General features: G+C 67.3%; 22 protein-coding genes. 9 read left to right on the top strand and 13 right to left on the bottom strand.

Features of this window, described 5'->3' with window-relative positions:
* Window positions 1-52 precede the first annotated feature (52 nt).
* From LQD00_RS12760 to LQD00_RS12750, 3 genes are all read right to left on the bottom strand, one after another.
* Complete coding sequence (locus LQD00_RS12760) at window positions 53-1,051, bottom strand: hypothetical protein (protein ID WP_232717587.1); 999 nt, start codon at window positions 1,049-1,051, stop codon at window positions 53-55.
* Between the two features lie 127 nt (window positions 1,052-1,178).
* Entirely contained in the window at window positions 1,179-2,042 is an 864-nt protein-coding gene (locus tag LQD00_RS12755; protein ID WP_232717586.1) for an AraC family transcriptional regulator, read from the bottom strand.
* Between the two features lie 103 nt (window positions 2,043-2,145).
* Window positions 2,146-3,573: a hypothetical protein gene (locus LQD00_RS12750; RefSeq protein WP_232717585.1), complete on the bottom strand. Its 1,428-nt coding sequence runs from the start codon at window positions 3,571-3,573 to the stop codon at window positions 2,146-2,148.
* A 174-nt stretch (window positions 3,574-3,747) separates the two neighbouring features.
* Here LQD00_RS12750 and LQD00_RS22845 point away from each other — a divergent pair, with 174 nt between their 5' ends.
* The gene (locus tag LQD00_RS22845) at window positions 3,748-4,797 is read left to right on the top strand and encodes a response regulator transcription factor (protein ID WP_232717584.1); all 1,050 of its coding nucleotides are present in this window, start codon (window positions 3,748-3,750) and stop codon (window positions 4,795-4,797) included.
* Window positions 4,798-4,826: 29 nt separating this feature from the next.
* Here LQD00_RS22845 and LQD00_RS12740 read toward each other — a convergent pair whose 3' ends face one another.
* On the bottom strand, window positions 4,827-5,282 hold the full coding sequence (locus LQD00_RS12740) for an acetyltransferase (RefSeq protein ID WP_232717583.1): 456 nt from the start codon (window positions 5,280-5,282) through the stop codon (window positions 4,827-4,829).
* Window positions 5,283-5,399: 117 nt separating this feature from the next.
* Here LQD00_RS12740 and LQD00_RS12735 point away from each other — a divergent pair, with 117 nt between their 5' ends.
* Window positions 5,400-6,707, top strand: coding sequence for a S1C family serine protease (locus tag LQD00_RS12735; RefSeq protein WP_232717582.1), 1,308 nt, complete (start codon window positions 5,400-5,402; stop codon window positions 6,705-6,707).
* A gap of 12 nt (window positions 6,708-6,719) precedes the next feature.
* On the opposite strand, the gene LQD00_RS12730 is transcribed toward LQD00_RS12735, so the two are convergent.
* Both LQD00_RS12730 and LQD00_RS12725 read right to left on the bottom strand, forming a co-directional pair.
* Window positions 6,720-7,691 carry an isopenicillin N synthase family dioxygenase gene (locus LQD00_RS12730; RefSeq protein WP_232717581.1) on the bottom strand — a complete coding sequence of 324 codons (972 nt, stop codon included), beginning with the start codon at window positions 7,689-7,691 and terminating at the stop codon, window positions 6,720-6,722.
* Window positions 7,688-8,173 (bottom strand): nucleoside deaminase, encoded by a 486-nt coding sequence (locus tag LQD00_RS12725; protein ID WP_232717580.1) that lies wholly within the window; start codon window positions 8,171-8,173, stop codon window positions 7,688-7,690. Before LQD00_RS12725 ends, LQD00_RS12730 begins: the two co-directional genes overlap by 4 nt.
* Before the next feature lie 86 nt (window positions 8,174-8,259).
* Between LQD00_RS12725 and LQD00_RS12720 the strand changes: the two genes are divergently transcribed.
* Window positions 8,260-9,816, top strand: a complete 1,557-nt coding sequence (locus tag LQD00_RS12720) for a PucR family transcriptional regulator (protein WP_232717579.1) — start codon at window positions 8,260-8,262, stop codon at window positions 9,814-9,816.
* Between the two features lie 15 nt (window positions 9,817-9,831).
* Here the strand turns inward: LQD00_RS12720 and LQD00_RS12715 are convergent, their stop codons facing one another.
* Both LQD00_RS12715 and LQD00_RS12710 read right to left on the bottom strand, forming a co-directional pair.
* On the bottom strand, window positions 9,832-11,250 hold the full coding sequence (locus tag LQD00_RS12715) for a purine-cytosine permease family protein (RefSeq protein ID WP_232717578.1): 1,419 nt from the start codon (window positions 11,248-11,250) through the stop codon (window positions 9,832-9,834).
* 103 nt (window positions 11,251-11,353) lie between these two features.
* Window positions 11,354-12,760 carry an amino acid permease gene (locus tag LQD00_RS12710; RefSeq protein WP_232717577.1) on the bottom strand — a complete coding sequence of 469 codons (1,407 nt, stop codon included), beginning with the start codon at window positions 12,758-12,760 and terminating at the stop codon, window positions 11,354-11,356.
* 186 nt (window positions 12,761-12,946) lie between these two features.
* On the opposite strand from LQD00_RS12710, the gene LQD00_RS12705 reads away from it, so the two are divergent.
* Complete coding sequence (locus tag LQD00_RS12705) at window positions 12,947-13,369, top strand: hypothetical protein (RefSeq protein ID WP_232717576.1); 423 nt, start codon at window positions 12,947-12,949, stop codon at window positions 13,367-13,369.
* Between the two features lie 4 nt (window positions 13,370-13,373).
* On the opposite strand, the gene LQD00_RS12700 is transcribed toward LQD00_RS12705, so the two are convergent.
* Window positions 13,374-13,811, bottom strand: coding sequence for a VOC family protein (locus LQD00_RS12700; protein ID WP_232717575.1), 438 nt, complete (start codon window positions 13,809-13,811; stop codon window positions 13,374-13,376).
* Window positions 13,812-13,913: 102 nt separating this feature from the next.
* Between LQD00_RS12700 and LQD00_RS12695 the strand changes: the two genes are divergently transcribed.
* On the top strand, window positions 13,914-14,345 hold the full coding sequence (locus tag LQD00_RS12695; protein ID WP_232717574.1) for a carboxymuconolactone decarboxylase family protein: 432 nt from the start codon (window positions 13,914-13,916) through the stop codon (window positions 14,343-14,345).
* A gap of 84 nt (window positions 14,346-14,429) precedes the next feature.
* On the opposite strand, the gene ychF is transcribed toward LQD00_RS12695, so the two are convergent.
* The 3 genes from ychF to LQD00_RS12680 all read right to left on the bottom strand — a co-directional run bounded on the left by ychF (window position 14,430) and on the right by LQD00_RS12680 (window position 17,319).
* Window positions 14,430-15,509, bottom strand: a complete 1,080-nt coding sequence (ychF, locus tag LQD00_RS12690; RefSeq protein WP_006865554.1) for a redox-regulated ATPase YchF — start codon at window positions 15,507-15,509, stop codon at window positions 14,430-14,432.
* An 85-nt stretch (window positions 15,510-15,594) separates the two neighbouring features.
* Entirely contained in the window at window positions 15,595-16,896 is a 1,302-nt protein-coding gene (locus LQD00_RS12685; protein ID WP_232717573.1) for an AI-2E family transporter, read from the bottom strand.
* A gap of 93 nt (window positions 16,897-16,989) precedes the next feature.
* Window positions 16,990-17,319: a hypothetical protein gene (locus LQD00_RS12680; RefSeq protein ID WP_232717572.1), complete on the bottom strand. Its 330-nt coding sequence runs from the start codon at window positions 17,317-17,319 to the stop codon at window positions 16,990-16,992.
* Between the two features lie 105 nt (window positions 17,320-17,424).
* On the opposite strand from LQD00_RS12680, the gene LQD00_RS12675 reads away from it, so the two are divergent.
* From LQD00_RS12675 to LQD00_RS12660, 4 genes are all read left to right on the top strand, one after another.
* Complete coding sequence (locus tag LQD00_RS12675; protein WP_232717571.1) at window positions 17,425-18,954, top strand: DNA-3-methyladenine glycosylase 2 family protein; 1,530 nt, start codon at window positions 17,425-17,427, stop codon at window positions 18,952-18,954.
* Between the two features lie 68 nt (window positions 18,955-19,022).
* Complete coding sequence (locus LQD00_RS12670; protein WP_232717570.1) at window positions 19,023-19,628, top strand: methylated-DNA--[protein]-cysteine S-methyltransferase; 606 nt, start codon at window positions 19,023-19,025, stop codon at window positions 19,626-19,628.
* A gap of 55 nt (window positions 19,629-19,683) precedes the next feature.
* The gene (locus tag LQD00_RS12665; protein WP_232717569.1) at window positions 19,684-20,913 is read left to right on the top strand and encodes a DNA recombination protein RmuC; all 1,230 of its coding nucleotides are present in this window, start codon (window positions 19,684-19,686) and stop codon (window positions 20,911-20,913) included.
* A gap of 4 nt (window positions 20,914-20,917) precedes the next feature.
* Window positions 20,918-21,862, top strand: coding sequence for a DUF6542 domain-containing protein (locus tag LQD00_RS12660; RefSeq protein WP_232717568.1), 945 nt, complete (start codon window positions 20,918-20,920; stop codon window positions 21,860-21,862).
* A gap of 93 nt (window positions 21,863-21,955) precedes the next feature.
* Here the strand turns inward: LQD00_RS12660 and LQD00_RS12655 are convergent, their stop codons facing one another.
* The gene (locus LQD00_RS12655) at window positions 21,956-22,525 is read right to left on the bottom strand and encodes a nucleosidase (RefSeq protein WP_269784962.1); all 570 of its coding nucleotides are present in this window, start codon (window positions 22,523-22,525) and stop codon (window positions 21,956-21,958) included.
* Window positions 22,526-22,532: the final 7 nt, after the last annotated feature.

Below are 22,532 nucleotides of genomic sequence, written 5' to 3'. Positions count from 1 at the left end.
CCCGCGGTGAGCGCGGGTTGGAGCTATAGGTCTCAGCGGAAGACAATGGGTGTTACTCCGACGTCGATGCCGAAAACCACTGAGAGAACAACTCGGCGGCGGTGTTTGCCAGTTGCGGCAACTCGGACTCGGGAACCTGTTCGGACTTTGGCCCCAGCGCCCAATCGAAGTACCCCGCAGCGATCCACGGCGAGTCCGGAAGATATTTCTTGACGAGACCGGACTTGTTCTGTCCGACACCGCGTCTACCGTTTGAGCTGTGCCCCTTCCTGACCTGAAACCTTTCGGCGTTGTCCTGGAGCACTGAGTCGCGGAGGATCTGAAGATGCTTGACCCAACCTGGCGCCTCAGACGTTTTATCAGCGCGAGGAAAGTCGGTTCGACTGTCCGACGTCTCAACACCGACGTGGTACTCGAACCGCAACTGCTCTTTGTCCGCCGGCATTCCGCGCCCACTGACCTGAATCTGGCCTCGTAAGACACGGCCGTCGGAAAGACGAGGGCTCCAGATCGCAAGCGACGGCATACCACTTCCACCCCGACCGACACCAACTGTCCAACCCGGGCCCAGTTTCTGCTCGACCGCAGGCTTCAACTGTCGAAGGGAGCGCTCGACGGCAACTTTCTGTAGAGGCAGACACTCAATGTCACCGATCGTCAACCTCGAGCTCTGGAAGCAGTCGATCACTTCTCGCCACGTCAGAACTCCAGCGACCTCCTGATCGAAACCGGCGGCATCTTCTGTTTCGATGACAAGAAGGAACAGTAAATCGACTTCGCTCTTTTCCTTGTCGAGCTGAGTCTGCGTGATTGCGTGGTCAAGCTTCGCCTCTATCCCGACCGTCTTCGTCGAAGAACCCTCAGTCAGGGTAAGCAATACGTCTATCTTGCCCTCGCCTTCACATCTGAGACCCGAAAGTCCGGAGGAAGCGAGCCCACTGTCGCCGCTCCGCTTACCCAAGAGTTCAAGAAACCGCATGGGAGCGTGACGGATTTCCGCTGCGAGAGCCCGGGTGAGCATGGGCTCGCTGGTGAAGATGACGGCGTCCAAGTGGCCCTCCGGTCTGCGATCAATACCGCGCACGAGCACTATAGCCGGATCGGAGTAGTCCGTTGGTGGACCGGATGAACTCTGCCTAGAGGGTCTGAACAGGGACGAAGCTAGGCTCCCGTGCAGCTCAGGCTCGCTCGACCGGCATCCAGATCTCCGCGTCGGCGTGTGACCCGGTCAGTTCGAGGTAGCGAACGAACGTCGGTCCGGGCCGCAGTCGCCAAGGGTTCGACGGGAACCACTCGGTGGCCGTCGCGGCCCAGGTCTCCTGGAGCGTCTGCGGGAACGGACCGGACGACCGGAACGTGGCCCACGCGCCCGCGGATACCGGGATGCTCGACAGATCTTCCGGCACCGTCGAATCCGCCTGCAGCGCAACACCGTGCAGGTAGGTGATCGATGTCCCTTCCGTCGCGTCGGGCTCGCTTCCATCCGTGACGGCCAGGATGCCTGCGGGTTGGGTGCCGTTGAGCGACTTGAGTCGTGCGTGTTCGTCGGGCGCGATCGACGCGATGTGCTGTTGGATGTGCGGGTTGACTCCCTCGTAGATGAGCGGCACCTGTGCTGCGTGCCCGGCGAGTACGAATGCGGGTCGGTCGGTGATCGTGACGTCCATGGGACGACTCCCTTCGACGGTCAGGCGGAACCTGAGTACGGCTTGTGTTGCGAAAGGACCGCCATGTGCCCGCACGTCCGACGGTGACACACCGTGGACCGACCGGAAGGCCCGGCCGAACGCCTCGACCGACGAGTAGCCGTAGCGCACCGCAAGATCCAGCAGGCCGTTGTCACTGCTCACGAGATCCGTTGCCGCGAGGGTCATCCGACGACGCCGCACGTACTCCGAGAACGGCATCCCCGCCAGCGAGGCGAACATCCGACGCAGGTGGTACTCCGTCGTCCCGTGGGACCGGGCGAAGCCGGCCAGGTCGATGGGTTCGTCGGTGTTCCGGTCGACGAGGTCGATGAGCGCGTTGAGCGTGCCGATCATGGCTCTCCTTTCGTCCATGATCATGGTCGCCCCGCACGGCCTCGCACCCGACCGTTCCGGGCAGGAATTGTCAGGCCGATGGACGTTCGGTGCCGCCGTACGCTCAGCTCACGGTATAGCTGAGTCGGTAAACCGCACCGCGTTCGGTGAACTCCAGGATTCCGTCTTTCTTCCCGGGCGTGAGCTTCTTCGTGCCGAGGTTGTCGTCTTTGTTCGGAGCCTTGTCGAGTTCACGGAGGTTGATCCGCGCGTTCCCGGTGAACTGGACGACCTTGTCGATCTTCTTGCGCTGCCCCTGTTTGATGTTGAGGTAACTGTTGTCCCCGAACGGTATCCGGGAACCCTCGACGCTCACGGCGATCTCGTCGTCACCCTTGGTGTCGGTCTGCTTCTCGGCGTGCAGGGTCTTGAGTCGGAGTGTTCCGCCCGGTATGCCGTCGACCTTGTTCAGCGGTGCCATGTGCGGTCCGGGGATGATGTTCCGCGCCGGCGCTCCGTGTCCACCGTTGAACTCCGACGACCCCGATTCGTAATTGAGGAACAGTCGACCGCCCGCCGAATCGACTGCGATTCCCTGCGACATGCTCGGCGCCCGGAAACAACGGGCCCGCGCGCGGTCGAGATTCGTCTCCGACGCCTTCGTCGCATAGAAATTGCTGCGGACCTTGCGGCCCAGGGACGAACTGAAGAACATGGTGTCACCGGACTTTGCGACGCCCTGTGTCCCTTTGGGAACCTCCCAGCGCAGCCCGTTGCCGTCGGACTTCCGGTCGGTGGTCAGCGACCCATCGAGGCCAACCGTGTACCGGTACATCCAGTCCCGTCTGTTCTCGTTGAACTTGCCCGCATACAGCTTGTTGCCATCCGACGTCATGAACGACGCGCCGTACACCTTGCGGGGTTCAACTCCTTCCGGTGTTATCTCGCCCTCGGGTTCCGCCAGCTCGGTTCGCAACTGTTCGAGGGAATAGTGTTCGATCGTGTGCCAGTCACCGTCCTTGGGACCGTCGATGAACAGCTTGCCGTTCGCGATCGCCATCCCACCGGCGTGTGTCTGCTTCGACGCGGCTCCCCGTTGACCGATCGCCACCGATCCGACCATGCGGCCCGGCTTTCCGGGCGACCGGTCCGCTTCCATCGCCACCACTCGCGGGCCGCCCTGTGCGTCGGCGCCGTGGAAGGAGAAGAGCAACAGATCCTTGCCGTTGCCGCCACCGTTCTTCCAGTACGCGATCGCCTGCGGTGTGTGATGGGCGAGGACGGACTTCGGCAGGATCGGCCCGGGAGTGAATCGTCGGTCGTACAGATACGACGCTGATTCTCCCCGGTAGATGTCGCCGGGTGGCTGCTGTCCGCTACTGTCCGCCTCGCAGCGGATCGCTGTGGTGGCCTTCGGGGCGGCCACCCCGGGATCCGGGTCTGGGCCTGGCGCTGCGAACGCGGCTGGACCGCCGGCGGCGAACGGGACTCCGAGTCCCAGCAACACTGCGGTGCCGGCGGTGATGAGCGGGCGAAAGTGGCGGCGGTTCAAGTCGTCTCCTCCTGCGACTCATCGATTCGGGGTACCGGGGACCCGGCCCCGCGGATCGGTCCGGGGCCTGGACGAACTCGTCCACCTTTGCCCGGCGTCGTCGCCGATCGCCATCCCCCATTTGAGGGGGTCCCGGTTTGACCGCGGGGGTCCCGAGGGCTGACGGTGGGAGGCGTGGGCCCGGACAGATCGCCGGCAGCACTGCGACGGCGCCAGGACGAGTTGGTGCGTCGAGCATCGTCGGCGACAAGCGTTCGTGAGGTGTTCGAGGTGGCCACCACCCGCCTACCTGGGGTGCTGCCGTTCGCAAACTCGGTCTGGACCGCTGCCGACCCGGCCTCTGGCCTGCCCAGCGCCCCGACGCTGTGGGACGACGACGCTGCCCGCACCCGCTGTAACCGCCTGTGGCGAAAGAGACTCGACGACGGCGAGGTTGCCGGTTTCGTTGCCCTGACCCGCACCACCCACTCGACTCGAGTACACCGCGCCGGCGACCGCGAGGTGCGGGCGATCCTGCGGTGCGAAGACACTCCCTGGGGGTTGGTGTCGTTGCGACGCAGAGCATCCCAGGAACCCTTCACCGCCGCGGAGCTTCGATTGCTCGCCGGCCTCACCGAACCCCTCGGGCGGATCGTCCGACGACTCGTTCAGACAGGTTTGCGGCGCGGCCCGGAGCCGACGGTGCCGCACGGGCCGGGTCTCCTGCTGTTCGATCCGCGACTCGAGTTGGTGTCGGTCGGCGGCGACGTCGAACCGTGGGTGAGCACCTTCGACGACGACGCGCACGTCGGCACCGACTTCGACCTGCCCCTGCCGATGTGGATCGTCACCGCCGCCGCGCACGCACTGACCTCGGCACGAGCACGCGGCACCGGGCACGTGACAGTGCGCGCCGCCACTCGCCGCGATCACTGGGTGGCGGCCCAGGCGTCGGCGACCCGCGGCGCCGACGCACGACCTGACGGCGTCGCGGTGACGATCGAGTCCGCCCGACCCTCGGCCCTGGCGCCGGTGATCGCCGCCGCTCACGGGATCTCAGACCGCGAGCGAGAGGTGGTCAGACATGTCATCGCCGGAACGGGCACGTCCGCGATCGCGGCTACGCTGGGGATCTCGTCGCATACCGTCCGCGACCACGTGAAGTCCGTTCTGCGCAAGGTCGGGGTGTCGAGTCGCGCCGAGCTGACGGCATTCCTGCTGGGTATCCACCGCCGCGTTCCATAGCCCGAACCCGCGCCCACCGCGGTTTCGAGCTATGAAACGGCCGCGCGCAAAGTCATGTGCAGCAACGGATAAGGGCGGCCCGCGTCGTCGAGTTCGCTACGTCCCGTCACCTCGAACCCGCGTCGGAGATAGAACTGCACGGCCTGATCGTTCTGTTCATTGACGTCGACCGTCGTCACGCCATCCTCGAGGACGCGCGTCAGGAGCGCGGTGCCGACCCCGGTACCGCGAGCGTCGGCCTCGATGAACAGCATCTCCAGACCCGACCCGGCCGTACCGGCGAATCCGACCGGGCCGCCGTCGACGTCGGCGACGGTCAGCTCGACCTGCGGGAAGTAGCTCGGCGCCAGCTGACGTTCGATCTCGTTCCGATCGTGTTCGGCGAGGAAGTCGTGGGTCGCGTTGACCGCGCTGCGCCAGATCGCCACCAGGTGCGGGTACTCGTCCGGACCGTGGCAGGCGCGCAGGGTCACCGGTGAAGTCATCGCACTGTTGTATCAGTCGGTGATTCCGAGCAACACCTGAAATCCCACGTCCGAGTTGTCAGGGAGTTCGCAGGAAACCAGCGGCTTGCTCTCAAGAATGCCCGGCATCGTGGTGCCGTGAACGCACCTCAGTCGCCCGACCACACCCCTACCGAACCGCTGGGTCAACCCGGCCAGCCGTCGGCCCCGTACGGAGGGTGGGAAGACCCGTCCTTCGCTCCGCCATCCGCGCCCGTTCCGCCACCCGGATCACCACGGCCACGGACCGTGACGAAGCCGATCGTCGTGACCGCACTGATCGCCGGTCTCCTCGGTGGCGCCATCGGCGTCGGCGGCAGCGCGCTGCTCGACCATCGGGCCGCATCAGCCGTACCGACACTCAGTTCCCAGCCCGCGAACACGGTCGACGCCGGCGACGTCAAGCCCGGGTCGGTGACCTACGCGGCGAAGGTGGCGTCGGCGTCGTCCGCGGACATCAAGGTGCAGATGGCCCAGGGCAGCGCGGTCGGCAGCGGCATCGTCCTGTCGTCGGACGGTTATGTCCTCACCAACAACCACGTGGTCGCGGGTGCGGGAACGGGCAGCAAGATCGTCGTGACGACCAGCGACGGCAAGCAGTACCCGGCCTCCGTCACCGGGACCTCGCCGTCGTACGACCTCGCGGTGATCAAACTCGACGGCGCGTCGGGTCTCACGCCCGCGACGCTCGGCGACTCGGACGCCCTGCAGGTCGGCGAACAGGTGGTGGCCGTCGGAAGCCCCGACAGCCTCTCGAACACGGTAACCTCCGGCATCGTCAGTGCGCTCTCCCGAACCGTGACCGCCGGCGACGACACCGGTTCCGGGGTCACGGTCTACAACGGCCTGCAGACCGACACTCCCATCAACCCCGGCAATTCCGGTGGGCCGCTGGTGAATCTGCAAGGGCAGGTCGTCGCGGTGAACTCGGCCGTGGACACCGGTCAGGCCGCCGCGGGCGGCCCGCAGTCCTTCGGTCTCGGCTTCGCCATCCCGATCAACACCGCTGAACGCATCGCGAACCAGTTGTTGAAGAACGGCGAGGCAACGAAACCGGTTCTGGGCGTGTCGGGTTCGTTGTCATCGTCGAGCCGGGAAGACGGAGCGAAGGTCACGGTGCAGCAAGGCGGGCCAGCCGCGTCGGCGGGTATCTCGAGCGGCGACGTGATCACGAAGATCGGTGACACCCCAGTCGCCGACTACGCCGATCTGATGGCGCAGGTCCTCACGCACGCCCCTGGCGCGACGGTACCCGTGACCATCGGCTCGGGATCGGATGCCCGGACCATTCAGGTGAAGCTGGGCAGCACCGTCGACAAGCAGCAGACGACGGTACCCGAATCCGACGGACAGTCCGGCGATCCACGACTTCCCTTCGGCGGCAGCCCGTTCGGCAGGTTCCCGTGACCGGCCCCGAGTTCAGCCGACGGTGATAGCGTCGAGACGCTCTCGAATGAATTCCCCGGACACCACGGGTTCGAGGCCTTCTCGCCGTCCGAGAGGCTTCCCGACCGGGGTCACCACCGCGTCGTGGTCGAGTTCGTAGAAGAAGATCAGCGACATCAGATCTTCTTCGGGAGCGTCGGGCTGTGGCGGCAGCACGCGATGGCGTCCCGCCGGCCATCGTCCACCGGACCAGTATTCGAGCAGGTCCCCGATGTTGACCGTCAGTGCGGCCGGGTCATACGGAGCGTCCGCCCAGCCGCCGTCCTCGCTGTAGACCTGCAGCCCGCCGGAGCCGGGTTCCCGGTCGAGCACGGTCACGGTTCCGAAGTCGGTGTGCGGCCCGATGCGGTACTGCCCCGGTTCGGGTTCACCCACCACCTCCATCGCCGGGTAGTGATTGATGTTCGACGTCCAGGTGGCGTTGCCGGCGAGATCGCGGAACGGATTGTCGGCAGCGGCGAACCCGAGCGACGCGGCCATCAGGGCGAGCAGGTCGTCGGAAAGCGCCTTGCACTTCGCGGTCCACGCGGTGAACAGTTCTTTCAACCGGGGCGCCTCGGTCGGCCAGACATCGGGCGCGAACCAGTAGTCGTCGATCTCCGGGACCCCCACCGGCGTCTGCGCACCGGAGTTGTAGGTCTCCTTCAGGTCCGGCGGCGTCTCGGTCCCTTCGGCGTATCCGTTGGCCTCCATGCCCGGCCCGATCCAGCCGCGCCCGCCGACGCCGACCGCGTACTTCTCCTTCACCTCGGCCGGCAACGCGAAGAACGCTCGCGCCGCCGCACGTAGCTCGGCGGGCAGCGCCGGGTCGATGCCGTGTCCGGTGACCAGCAGGAACCCGGCCTTCTGCAGGGACTCGTCCACTGCGGCGCACACCGCGGCGGAATCGGCTCCGCCTGCGCGCCAGCGGGACAGGTCGACGGTGAGGATCGGACTCTCGGTCATGCCTCGTCCCCGACGACGCCGATGTCCTCGTTCCACAGGGCCGGCTTGGCCTCGATGAACTCCGACATCATCGTCACGCAGCGCTCGTCGTCGAGGATCGTGACCGGGATTCCGAGTTCGGCGAGCCAGTCCTCGCCGCCCTGGAACGAACGGTTCTCCCCGATGACCACCGCGCCGATGCCGAACTGCCTGATCAGTCCGCTGCAATACCAGCACGGGGCGAGGGTCGTGACCATGATCGTCGACGAGTAGTCCCGCTGCCGGCCGGCCGCGCGGAATGCGTCGGTCTCACCGTGCACCGACGGGTCGTCGTGCTGGACACGACGATTCCGGCCCTCGCCGAGCAGCTTTCCATCGGCGGAGAACAAGGCGGCACCGATCGGGATGCCACCCTCGTCCAGCCCCAGCCGGGCCTGGCGGTAGGCGGTGTCGAGCAGGTGCGAGAGGTCGATACCCGAGTCGGCGTCGGTGCGGGAACTCATACCGACAGCGTGCCCACCCGGCCGTCGAGCGGCAACTGACACTTCGTCGTCCTGCACGTGAGGCCGAACGTGCATATCGTCCTCTCATGCCCGGCTCCTCGACCACGTCGCTGCGTGACGTCATCCATCGGCACCTCGATCCCGCCGACCCGCGGGTGCTCACCGCCCACGACCGCCTCGACGTCTCGGTTCGATGGGTCCATTCCAGCGAGATCTTCGAGATCGGACCACTGCTCTCCGGCGGAGAACTCCTGCTCACAACCGGATTGGGACTCGGCGGCCTCGACGCAGGCACGAGACGCCACTACGTGCGTGATCTCGCCGAACGCGGGGTCGCCGGACTCGCTTTCGAGATCGGCCGGACCTTCGACGCCGTTCCCGAGGAGATGGTCCGCGAGGGGTCTGCCGCACGTCTGCCGATCATCGAACTGAACCGTGTGCTGCCGTTCATCGACGTGTGTCGCGACGCGAACACCGCGATCGTCTCCGACGAGATCGACGAACTACGACGCCGCACCGCGCTCGACGACGCCCTGCACGACGACCTCGTGTCACCGGGCGGGGTTGCCCGGATGCTGGCGCATGTGTCCGAGACAACCGGTAGGGCACTAGTTCTGGTCGGGGCTGGAGGTGCACTCCTCGCCGTGCACGGCGTCGACGACGATCGGTCGGCGTGGCGTCTCGTCGATGCGTCTCCGGTCTCGGTTCCGGTGATCGCCCGCGACCGTGAGATCGCCCGACTCGTGGCTTCCGCCGACGGACCCGAGATGCCTCTTCCCCAGTTGACCGCCTTGCTGAGGGCGGCCGCCGGACCGATCGCCTCGACGCTGACACGCTCGGGCACAAGGCATTCGGCTGTCGGGGCGCGCCTCGTCGAGGAGATGGTCGGTGGGCGGGCACTGCGTCGCGCGGACCTGATCGCGCGGCTGGCGGGCGCCGGCGTGCCCGCCATGGACAGCACCCGCCTAGTGACGGTGGCCGCCGATGCGCCCGATCCGAGGATGGCCGAGTCGGTTCTCACGCGCGCCGCGTCGTCGACGTCGGGGCTGGTCCAGGCGACGATCGACGCGACAGTCTACGGGCTGGTCGCGGTGCCCGCGGACCCCGACGATCCCGTCGACCATGTCGCAGATGCGGTCGACAAGGCCGCCGGAGGCGCCGGACGGATCACCGTCGTCGTCGGTGAGGCGTTCCGGCTGGGCGACTCCTCACCCGGAATCGAGATCGTCGCGGCGATCGCGGATTCGTTGCGCAACAACACCGGTCGTCTCGACCGCGCCGCCCTGCACGTCCGCGAAGACCGGACCCGCTGCGTCTTCACCGGTCGCGAACTGGTTGCCGACGACGTCGTGCACGCACTCGACCCGCGGACGCGGTCGGACCTGCAGTCCCTGGTGGCCCCACTGGTGGAACACGATGCGAAACAGTCCACCCAGCTGGTCGCGACGCTCGATGTCCATCTGCGCCATGGGTGTAGCGCGACGCGCTCGGCGGCGGCGCTGCACATCGGGCGGCAGAGTCTCTATCAGCGCCTCGACCGAATCCGCAGTCTGTTGGGGTTCGACCCCACCGCCGCGTCGGTCTACACATCGATGTTGCTGGCGGTCAACGCTTCCCGGGTGTCGGGCGACCTCGGCGCCTGAGTCTCGCAGACCCGCTCAGGACCGGGTCTGCTGGGGCTGCGCCACTCGTCCCCGGGCGAGGATCAGATAGAGCCCGAACGCGAGCGCGAAACCGACGAAGGCGCCGATGTCACCCAGTTCCGGCACCACCCTGACGACATACCCGACGAACCGTTCCTGGTTGCAGAACAACAGCACCGACGCAACCAGGCCGAGCACGAACGCGGCGACCCCACCCCAGTTCGCGTAGCGGGTGTCGTACAGGAGCGCGAGCGTCGGCGGTTCCTTGCGCAGCAGGCGATCTGCGAAGACCACACCCAACCACGGACCGATCCAGTACGCGACGAGGAGCAGGAACGCCTCATACGACGCCGCCGCATCGGCCAATGCCCACCAGGCGACGAGGAAGCCGACGACACCGAAGAACACCGTCACCAGCGCGCGCTGTAGGCCCACGGGCAGCCGGAATCCCATGGCGAGGAATGCCATCGAGCCGGAGTAGACGTTGATCGCGTTCGCGGCGACGGCGCCGACGGCGATCGCGAGGAGCGTGAGATCGGCGACGAGGCTCGGCAGATTGGCGGTGAACGCCTCGGTCGGGTTGTCCGACACCGGTTCTCCGATGGTCACTGACGCCGCACCCACCACCATCAGGAACGTGCACGAGAGTAAGAGACCGGAAGAGGCGAACAACCCCGTCTTGACCTTGGACACGGTCGGTGGCAGGTAGCGCGTGTAGTCGGCGGCGTACGGGGTCCACCCGGCGGTGTAGCCGAACGCGGCACCCATGGTCAGCAGGAACCCGCCGATGGAGAAGCCGCCGTCAGCAGACGCCGTGGACACGTGGGACTTGCCGAAGATGATCACCGCGCCGACCACGAAGATGACGGCGAGCACGGGAGCGGCGATCCGTTCGAACCGCTGGACCAGGTTGTGGCCGAAGAAGGCGAAGGCGGTCTGCGCGACGACGATGATGATCAACCCGAGCAACGGGGTGATCCCGAACAGCGTCGACAACGCGAAGGCGCCGCTGACGCTGTTGGTGGCGAACCATCCGACGCCACACATGACGGCCATGAAGGTGGCCGGCAGGATGTTGCCCCGGTACCCGAACGCGAGGCGCCCGAGCACCATCTGCGGAACCCCGTGCAACGGGCCCTCCGCCGACAGCAGGAAGTGCGCCGCCGCCCCGAGCAGGTTGCCGAGGGCCATCGCCACCACGGCCTGCCAGAACGACAGCCCGAAGTAGAGGATCGAGATGACGCCGACGAAGATCGTCGCGAACTCGAGGTTCGGGGCGGTCCAGGTCCAGAACAGGCCGCGCGGTGTCCCGTGGCGGGCCTCCAGGGGGATCGCCTCGTTGCCGCCGGGTTCGACGGCGAGCACCTTGTCGCCGTAACCGCCCTGCGGGGCGTCCGCCGCGTCGGAACTGTTCAAGGGTGCGCCGATAGCCATGGCGCAACTCTCCTGGTCATCGCAGCGGTCGGCAACCGACAGTCTGTCCGGTGAGCGCACCGTGCCGACGGACAGATCGACTCGGGAGCGATATCCACGCGGTTCAGACGTGCCCGGAGGTCGACGCCCGTTCTTCAGCGGGGCGTCGTCGATGCAGCACGACGCCGACCGTCACGATCACCACCGCCGACAACGCCGACAACCCGATGGCCTCCCGCTGCTCGTCGTCGAAGGCCATGAGGATTAGCACGCCGACGATGAACACCATCACCACGATGGTCAGGTACGGGAACAGCCACATCCGCACGGGCGGCTGTTCTCCCCTGGCCCGCAGCGACCGGCCGAGCACGAGCTGACTGGCGGAGACGCTCAGGTAGACGAACAGCGCGACCGCACCGCTGGTTGCGAGCAGGTAGCCGAAGATCTTGTCGGGCAACACATAGTTGCCGATGACGGCGACGAAGCCGACGATCATCGACGCCAGCACCGCGACCCACGGCACGCCGTTGCCCGTCAGCGAACGAACTGCTTGCGGGGCGTCGCGCCGACTGCCGAGCGAGTACAGCATCCGCGAGGCCGTGTACAGCGCGGAGTTCAGGCACGACGCCACGGCCGTGAGGATCACGAGGTCCATGATCAGCGCCGACCCGGGCAGCCCGATCGCCTCGAGCACCGACTGGTACGAGCCGTCGGAGAGCTGGTCATACGGCATCAGAGCCACGACGACGAAGATCGAGCCGATGTAGAAGAGCGAGATCCGCCAGATCACCGAGTTCACGGCCTTGGTGATGCCGCGCTTCGGGTCAGGCGATTCCGCGGCCGCGATCGTGACGATCTCGGTGCCCATGAACGAGAACATCGTCACGAGCAGTCCCGTGATGACCGCGCCGAAACCGTTGGGCATGAAGCCATCCGGCTCCCACAGATGATGCAGACCGCTCACGCCCGAGTGCGGGATGAGCCCGAGAATGGCCAGGACGCCCACCACGATGAACGCGACGATGGCGACGACCTTGATGAGCGCGAACCAGAACTCGAACTCGCCGTAGTTGCCGACGCTGACCAGGTTGGTGACGGTGAGGGCGATCGTCACCGCGAGCGCCCAGATCCACTGGGCGCCGCCGATCAGGTCGGTGAGGATCGCCGCGGCCGCGGTGGCCTCGACCGGGATCACCAGCACCCAGAACCACCAGTAGAGCCAACCGACGGAGAAGCCCGCCCACCTGCCGAGGGCACGGTCGGCGTAGACGGAGAACGAGCCGGTGTCGGGGTCGGCGGTCGCCATCTCACCGAGCATCCGCATGACCAGCACGACGAGCGTGCCCGCCAGCGCGTACGAGATGAGCACAGCCGGGCCGGCCTTCTCGATCGCATTCGCCGAGCCCACGAACAGACCGGCGCCGATGACCCCGGCGATGGAGATCATCGTGATGTGGCGGGGCTTGAGACTCGAACCGAGCCGGTCGGCCGGCGGGTCGGAGGCGCTCACTCGCGCCGGGGTTTCGCTCATCGCGGCATCGCTTCCATCCGTGTGTTCCACGCCACGACGGGCGCCGTCCCCGGATGTGCCCAACCGTTGTGCCGCCGAAACCTGGCCGAGGTTCTGTAGCTCGAACCCGCGTTCAGCGCGATTCCGGGCTATGGATCGGGGCGATCGGCAACACTGGAGATCGTCGCGTAATGGCTGGAGGCTCGTATGAGACGCGCTCGCACCGTCGTCGCCGCACTCTTCGCGGCTGCCATCGGACTGATCGCGGCGGCCCCGACCGCCGCGGCGTCGACGATCATCCCGTTCCAGATCAACCCGGCACCCCTCGGGAACCCCAACGGCAGCTTCGACGCACCGGCCATCCGATGCGGTGCCGAGGTAGGCAAACAACGCGGCGTCGTGACCATCACCGGAACCGAACGCGAGCGGTGGGGCTGCTTGATCTACGCCGACGTACGCTGGCTCAATCTGTCGACGGGCGCGACCGGGACGGCCCGGATGTCGAACGGCCTGAACGGCTTCCCGCCCGAGGCGCAACTACGGACCGGGAGCGGCCAGGTGGTTCTCACGATGCTCCAGGGAATCCAGGGGAACGTGACTCCCGGCTTCGCGACCTTATCCGTGCCGTGAATCATCAGCCCTTCGTCAGATCCTGCGCGAGCATCACGATGATGTCGCTGGGGCCGCGGAGGTAGGTGAGCTTGTAGATGTTCTCGTAGTTCGCGACGCCCCGCAGCGGATGGCAGCCGTGCTTCGCGGCGATCTCGAGTGCCGCGTCGATGTCGTCGACGGAGAAGGCCACGCGGTGCATGCCGATCTCGTTGGGCAGCGTCGGTGTCGTCTCGATGGCGTCGGGGTGGATGTACTCGAACAGCTCGAGTCGCCCCTGCCCGTCTGGTGTTTGGAGCATCGCGATCTTCGCATGATTGCCGTCGAGACCGACTGCAGTGGAAGCCCATTCGCCGCTGACCTCATCGCGGCCGAGGACGGTGAGACCGAGGTCGGTGAAGAAGGCGATCGCTGCTTCGATGTCGCGGACGGCGATTCCGACGTTCTCGAGTTTGATGGCCATGGCGCCACGGTAACTCCGACCGCCGATCTATAGCTCCGAATCGCGCGCACCGCGAATTCGAGCTATGGATCGGGGGTTCTGTCGGGCGTAGCGTCTGGGAACATGGTCAATCTCAGCAAACAGCACCCATCCGCCTACAAGAGCTTGATCGCGCTGAACGGCGAAGCCGACGAAGCGGTCAAACAGGCCGGGCTCGATCCCCTGCTCGGTGAGCTGGTGAAAATCCGTGTGTCACAACTGAACGGGTGTGCATTCTGCCTGCGCATGCACACCCGCGACGCCATCGCGAAGGGCGAGACGTCCGATCGGCTGGCCGTCGTCGCCGCGTGGTGGGAGTCGCAATACTTCACCGACCAGGAGCAGGCCGCCCTCAGATTGGCCGAGGAAGTCACCCGGCTGTCCGTCCCCGCGCGCGAGGACTGGAACAACGGCTCGCTGAACGACGAACAGATCTCCGCGGTCAGCTGGCTCACGGTCGTCATGAACGCGTGGAACCGCGTCGCGATTCGGAGTCACTACCCCGTCGCGCCCTGACAGCTAGCAGCCGTTGCGTTGCGTCGCGGTTTCCGCGACACAACGCAACGAGATCTCGCAGCGGCCCGGCCAGGAGGTGGTCAATCAGACGTTGAAGCGGAACTCCACGACGTCGCCGTCTTGCATGATGTAGTCCTTGCCCTCCATGCGGACCTTGCCGGCGGCCTTGGCCGCGGCCATCGAGCCGGCCTCGTCGAGGTCGGCGAAGGACACGATCTCGGCCTTGATGAAGCCCTTCTCGAAGTCGGTGTGGATGACTCCGGCGGCCTTGGGGGCGGTGTCGCCCTGGCGAATCGTCCAGGCGCGCGATTCCTTGGGACCTGCGGTGAGGTAGGTCTGCAGGCCGAGGGTGTGGAAACCGGCGCGGGCGAGCGACGTCAGGCCGGGCTCGGTCTGACCGATCGAGTCGAGCAGTTCCTGGGCGTCCTCTTCGTCGAGTTCGAGGAGTTCGCTCTCGACCTTCGCGTCGAGGAAGACGGCGTCGGCGGGTGCGATGGCGGCGCGCAGTTCGGCCTTCTTCGCATCGTCGGTCAGCACGCCCTCGTCGGAGTTGAAGACGTAGAGGAACGGCTTGGCGGTCATCAGGTGCAGCTCGCGCACCGACGACAGGTCGAACGAATCCTTCTGCGAGAACAGCGTTTTGCCGCTGTCGAGGATCTCCTGCGCCTTCTTGGCCGCCTCGAGGGTCTCGACGAGGTCCTTGTTCTTGCGCGAGTCCTTTTCGAGACGCGGGATCGCCTTCTCGAGGGTCTGCATGTCGGCGAGGATCAGCTCGGTCTCGATGACCTCGATGTCGGCGAACGGGTCGACGCGGCCGTCGACGTGCACGACGTCGCCGTCGTCGAAGACGCGGACGACCTGGCAGATGGCGTCGGCCTCGCGGATGTTGGCGAGGAACTGGTTGCCCATGCCCTCACCCTCGGAGGCGCCCTTGACGATGCCGGCGATGTCGACGAACGACACCGTCGCAGGCAGGATGCGCTCGCTGCCGAAGATCTCGGCGAGACGCTTCAGTCGGGCGTCGGGCAATTCGACCACGCCCACGTTGGGCTCGATGGTGGCGAACGGGTAGTTGGCCGCCAGCACATCGTTACGGGTCAGGGCGTTGAACAGGGTCGACTTACCGACGTTGGGCAGACCGACAATTCCCAGGGTGAGACTCACGGGCGCCCAGTCTATCGGCACCGGCCGCGCGGCCCGACGCTGCGTCGGGCCTGGGCTGCGTCGGCTCCGATCGCCGGCCCCGCCGTCAGTCGCGGTCCAGCAGACCCTTGACCGGGTTCGGCGGGTCGGTGGGCGGTTCCTTGTCGGGGACGCCCTTCTGCTTGGTGACGGGCGCACCTTCGGGCGCCAGCGTCTCCCCGGCCCGTTCGGCGATCTGTTCGTTCAGGTAACGCAGCACCACCGCCAGCGACGCGACGGCGGGCACCGCGAGGAACGCGCCGGTGATGCCGAACAGGGTGCCGCCCAGGGTGACCGAGAGCAGCACGATCACCGCGTGTAGATCCATCGACTTCGCCTGCAGCCACGGCTGCAGCACATTGCCCTCGAGCTGCTGCACCGCCAAGATGACGCCGAGCAGGATCAGCGCGGTGGTCAGGCCGTTGGAGACGAGCGCGATGAGCACGGCGAGCGCGCCGGCGACGAACGCACCGACGATCGGGATGAACCCGCCGAGGAATGTGACCACGATCAGCACCCCGGCCAGCGGGACGCCGAGGAAGAACAGCCCGAGACCGATGAGCGCGGCGTCGACGAAGCTGACGATCGCCTGCGTCCGGATGAAGCCGCCGAGGCTGTTCCACATCCGGGTCAGGACCTCACCGACGTGGGTGCCGGAGGGCTTGCCGACCGAACGGTCGAGCCACGGCACGAACTTCGGTCCGTCCTTGAGGAAGAAGAACACCAGCACGAACGATGTGAAGACGGTGACCAGCAGCGACGTCGCGGTGCCCACACCGCTGAAGACGCCCGAGGCGATGGTCGACGCACTCGACTGCAGCTTGCTGGTGATCGCGTTGACGATGTTGTCGAGCTGCTCGTCCTCGATGTTGAGCGGCGGCCCCTGGACCCAGTCCTGCAGATGCTTCACACCGTCGGTCGCACGGTTGGCGAGCTCGGGAGCCTGGGAGACGATCGACGGCACGATCAGCCCGATGACGCCGCCGAGCACGCCGAGTCCGACCAACATCATGACCAACGACGCCGCAGCATCCGGGACGCCGTGATTACGCATCCAACGCACCGGCGGCCACAGGATCGTGCACACGATGATGCCCAGCAGGACCGGCAGCAGAATCACCCAGAACTTGCCGAGCAGCCAGAACAGCACCCACAGCGCGGCTGCGACGAGCACGATCTGCAGGCCGACGGTGGCGCAGGAGCGCAGGCCGGCCATCATCACCTGGGCGCGTGTCGGGAACGTCTTCTCCTCGACCCCGCCGAGTACGGCGTCGCCTCCGAGGACGGCGTCGGCCCCTACCGGGATGGAGTCCGGGTTGTCGGTTCCGGCCTCGCCGTCTGCACGCTGATCATCCGAGCTGTCAGTCACCCGTGGATCCTCACACACCGCGATGACATTGCGGGGTCGACGCGACGGACGACATCCTTCGCGCACTCGAACGCCGCGGTCTGCGGCGACCGGTCAGCGTCGGCGCAGTTTGCGGCCGAGGAACCGGATCAGCGAATTGACCGCCTCGAGTTCGGCGTCGACCTGATTGAAGACCTGCGGGATGTCGTCCCGGCCACACATTTCGACGTCCGGCGCGTCGAGTCGCCGATCCGACGACTCGTCGGTCCGGTCGCGATCCCACGGCACCGACGGGATGCCTTGCTCGGCCTCTTCCGTGAGCGCGTGTTTGATGGTCTCGGGGCCGTAGAGGCCCATCATCATCTCCAGACCCCATCCCGGCAGTCCGGCGAGGGGCAGGTCGTCGTGCCGGCTTCCGCGTCGGCCATCGAACCGTGTGGACATGGCGCCATCGTGCCACAGCATTGTTACTCAGATCACAACTTTCGACGCAGATGTCGCGTCCGATTTCCGCCAGAACTCCATCCCGCCGGGTGTCACAGTGGACAGGTGCCCACAGCATCCGTCGAACAGACCGTCCCGGGCTCGGCTCCGGACTTCGACCGTTGCTACCGCGCCGTCCAGGCCCGCGACGCACGGTTCGACGGCCAGTTCTTCGTCACCGTCCGCACCACCGGGATCTACTGCCGCCCGTCGTGCCCCGCGCAGACACCCCGACCGCACAATGTCGCCTTCGTGCTGACCGCGGCCGCGGCGCAGCAACAGGGCTACCGCGCCTGCCGTCGATGCGCGCCCGACGCCGTCCCCGGTTCGCCGCTGTGGAATGTCAACGCCGACATGTCCGCTCGGGCGATGAGGCTGATCGCCGACGGCGTCGTCGAACGTGAGGGCGTCGCCGGTCTCGCCGCGCGGCTGAAGTATTCGCCGCGGCACCTCAACAGAGTCCTCACCGACCATCTCGGCGCCGGACCGCTCGCACTCGCCCGCGCACACCGCGCCACCAACGCCCGGGTGCTGATCCAGTGCACGGCGCTGCCGATGTCCGACGTCGCGTTCGCCGCCGGCTTCGCCAGCATCCGGCAGTTCAACGACACCATCCGCGCCGTCTTCGGGCTCACCCCGACCGAACTCCGCCGCCTCCGCCACCGCCGCGACCGGTCGCAATCCGACGCGGTATCGGCCCCGGGCAGTGTGACCTTGCGCCTGCCGTTCCGCGCGCCCTACCGCTGGACCTGGATGCGCTGGTTCCTGTCCGCACACGCGGCGACGGGGGTCGAGACGGTCATCGACGACGCCGACGCACCGCTCGGCTGGCGGTTCCGGCGCGTCATCGCTCTCCCCCACGGACCCGCCATCGCCGACATCGAACCCCACGACGACCACGTCGGCGTGGTCCTCTCCCATCTCGACATGCGCGACCTCGGAGCCGCGGTCAACCGTGTGCGCCGACTCCTCGACCTCGACGCCGACATCACCGCCGCCGAAGAGGTCCTCGCCGCCGACCCGACACTGCGCCCCCTGATCGAGGGCGCACCCGGCCTTCGTGTGCCGGGCAGCCTCGACCCCGCCGAGACGATCATCCGCACGATGCTCGGCCAACAGGTCAGTCTCGCGGCGGCGCGGCACCAGATCGACCGGCTCGTCGACGCTCTGGGCCGACCGCTGCACGACTCGGGCTCCACCGACGGCGACGTTCCGAAAGCATTCCCGACCGCGGCCGCGATCGCCGCCGACGGACGGGCCGTCCTACGCGGACCGGGCCGCCGGATCGACGCCGTCATCGGGGTCGCCGAGGCCCTGGCCGAATGTCGGGTGGAACCGCATGCGGGGGTCGATGCGTCTGATCTACGAGCGCAACTGATCGAGCTGCCCGGCATCGGCCCCTGGACCGCCGCCATCGTCACCATGCGGGTGACGGGTGATCCCGACGTCCTGCTCACGAACGACCTGATCGTCGCCCGGGCGGCCGCCGACCTCGGCGTCGATCTGCGCGACACGCATCACTGGGCACCGTGGCGCTCCTACGCGACGATGCACCTGTGGCGACACCGCCTCGCCGGCTCCGGCGAGGCCGTATGACGAGCGGACCTCCGATGACGCCTCACCTGACACCGACTCCATCCGAACCCCGACCCGACAGGAGCGACATGTCCGCACCGTCCCCCACCATCTCCGACGCCACGGTTGCCACCGTCTCCGACGACACGATCACCACCGTGTCCGACGACGCGACCACCACCGTCACCACCGGCGGATACGCCACCGTCGACACCCCGAACGGCCCGTTCACCGTGATCGCCGACCACGCCGACCGCGTCCTCGCGTCCGGATGGACCGACGACCCGGCCTATCTCGCGGCGCTCGTCCACCGTTCGCTGCGGCCGGAAACACTGCAGCACTCCGAGACCCTCGGGAGTCTCACCGACACCGTCACCGCGTACTACGAGGGCGAGGTCGACGCACCGTCGCGGGTCGAGGTGGTCCAGCTCTCCGGCGGCACCTTCCTCAACAAGGCATGGGACGCCCTGCGCCTCGTCGAACCGGGCCGGCCGGTCACCTACACCGAGTTCGCCGAGCGGGCGGGCGAGCCGGCGGCCGTCCGTGCTGCGGCAACCGCATGCGCCCGCAACGCCGCCGCGCTGTTCGTTCCGTGCCATCGGGTGAAGCGCAGCGACGGATCGCTGGGCGGCTTCCGCTACGGGCTGGAGACCAAGAAGTGGCTGCTCGATTTCGAGGCTCCCGCCGCGGACTGAACCGGCCCGACGCAGGTCAGAAGCTTTTGTCGGGGGCATCCGACACCATCGGGGCATGATCGCAGCAGCCCTGTCACTCGTGTTCGGCGTCCTGCTCGGTATCGCGCTCGGTTGGTGGGCGCATGCCGCGCGGAGTGCCGGCGTGGTGGCCGCAGCTCGGGCCGAGGTCGAGATGCTGCGCGAGGGCCGTTCGGACGTGGCGTCGTCCTTGTCCTGGGCCACCGAGGATGCGGCCCGTCGGCAGTCCACCGCCATCGGCAGCCAGGTGCAGCACATCGTCGAACCGCTGCGCGCCACGCTGTCGCAGCTCTCCGACGAGCTGCGGCGGGTCGAGTCCAACCGGATCGGCGCCTATGCAGGACTGACCGAGCAGGTCCGCGGCATCCACGCGGCGTCGGTCGCGCTCAACGACCAGACGCGCCAGCTCGCCAACGCGCTGCACAGTTCCCATTCGCGCGGCCGCTGGGGCGAGGTGCAGCTCGAACGGGTCGTCGAGCTGGCCGGTATGGCCAAGCACTGCGACTTCAGCACCCAGGTGTCGCTGCCGGACAAGACGAAGGAAGGAACCACGGTCCGGCCCGACCTCGTCGTCCACCTCGCGGGCGGACGCGACATCGTCGTCGACGCGAAGGTGCCTCTCGACGCCTATCTGCGGGCGGCGGAAGCCACCGAGGCCAAGGCACGAGACCGACTGATCGGCGAGCACGCCCGGGCGTTGCGTGCGCACATCGCGCGGCTCTCGGCCAAGGCCTATTGGACGGCCTTCGAGAACACCCCGGAGATGGTCGTGCTGTTCCTACCGGCCGACGCGGTTCTCGAGGCGGCGGTGCGCACCGACCCGGAGGTCCTCGAATACGGCTTCGGCCGCAATGTGGTCATCGCCACCCCGACGACCCTCATCGCCCTGCTTCGGACCGTCGCCCTCGGCTGGCGCCACGATGCGATGGCCCGCGACGCCGCGGTCATCCATGGGCTCGGTATGGAACTGCACCAGCGCCTCGCCGGCGTACTCGGGCATCTCGGTTCGCTGGGCACGTCGCTGCAGCGCACGGTCGACGCGTACAACTCGACGATCGGATCGGTGGAGAGCCGGCTCGGCGTCACCGCACGCCGCCTGGCCGAACTCGACGCCCTGGGCGACGCCGCCGAACCGCCGCGACCCCGGGTGATCCACGACACCTGCCGGTCCGCCGGATCCGCGGCAACACCTGCGACGACATCGGCGGCCGCGTCCACGCCACGTCCCGGCGGTGGAGCGTTTTCCGCCGATGAACCGGTACCGTGACCATGTGCCTTCCCCGCAACGTCTACAGACCGCGGTACCACTGGACCAGCAGTCCGTGTTGCCGGCGGTCCGCGGTGTGCCGTGGTGGGGTGCCGTTGTCCTGGCAACCGGGATCACGGCCCTCGGAGCGGCGATCGACGCCGGCAGCAACGACTCGCTCGGCGGGATCTACAAGTTCTGCTACCTCGTCGGCTGTGTTCTCGCCGCCCTCGCCGTGCGTCGCCGCGCCCTGTTCACCGCTGCCGCCCAGCCACCGCTGATCGCTTTCTTCGTCAGCATCGTCACGCTGTACGGACTCAACTCCGAACAGGCGTCGTCCGGCCTCAAGAGTCTGATCTTCAAGGTGCTGCTGCCGATCGCCGCGGACTTCCCCTGGATGCTGACGGTGTTCCTCGTGACCCTCGCGCTGGTGCTCGTCCGGTGGTTCCTCACCCGCGGCGACGACGACAAGAACTCCGGTGGCCGCGGAAAGCCGACCGGTTCCCGCAGCACATCGAGGAACGCCGGTAGGGACAAGACCGACCGTCCGAAGACCGGCGAGCCGACCGAGCGCCCGACCAAGCATCGTCGGGCCGGTTCCGGCTCCGCCCAAACCAGCTCTGCCCGAACCCGCTCTGCACAGAGCGGCGCCGCACCGACCACCAGGTCGTCGTCCAACCGCTCGCGGCCACAGCGATCCCGCTCCGGTTCGGCCTCGGAGCGACCGGCCTCGTCCGAGCGGCCGGCCACGTCGACGCGCACGACGACAGTCGAACGGACCGCCCAGCGGACCCCGACCACCACTCGTCCGACGGTCGCGGATCTCGCCGCGCCCGATCTGACCCCCTCGGATGCCCCGCTCTCGGGTCCGTCGGACACGGTTCGTCCCGATGCCGCCCCGTCGGGATTCCAGGCGTACGAGTCGGCCACCGACGCCGGCCCGGCCGACGTCGCCGACACTCGTTCCTGACTCAGCGCACGATCGCGCCTACGGCCACACGCGCCGACTGTGGCGTGCGCCGTTGCGGTCAACCGCCGGTTCTGTAGCTGCCGGCGCGGACCGTCAGGCGTTGAGTTCGATCCACTGCCCCAGCTTGCGGGCAGCGGCATCGACCAGATCGGGCCACTCCATCGCACCCTCGTCGGCGTTGTCGGTGACGGCTTTGACGAGCCGGCATGGGATGCCGAACTGGGCGCTCACATGGGCGACCGCGCATCCCTCCATGTCCACGAGGTCGGCGTGGCGGGCGAGTTCGGCGCGTCGTACCGGGTCGGCGACGAAGGTGTCCCCCGAGGCGAGCACCGTGCCGTCGCCGTCCGGGAGCTCCCAGCGGTCGGTCATCTCGTAGCCCATGGCTCGGAGTTCGGCGCTGCTGATGTCGTGCTCGAGCACCGCCGACGGGATGAACAGATCGCGCCCGGGAGCAACGACATCGTCCCGCAGCGCACCTGCCGTGCCGATATTGATGATCTGTCGGACCGGTGCACCGGCGGCCAGTTCTCGACTCAGCGCCATCGTCGCCCGAACCTTGCCGATCCCGGTGACGAGCAACCGCGACCCCGCGGGCAGATGCTGCGCCTCGGCTCGGGTCGCCGACACGATCAGGACACTTCCGGACACACCGCTCCGCATTCCGTCA

This window comes from Gordonia metallireducens, assembly GCF_021245825.1.
Lineage (GTDB): Bacteria > Actinomycetota > Actinomycetes > Mycobacteriales > Mycobacteriaceae > Gordonia > Gordonia namibiensis.
The sequence above is the reverse complement of the archived record's forward strand: the minus strand, read 5'-3'. Positions and strand labels throughout refer to the sequence as shown.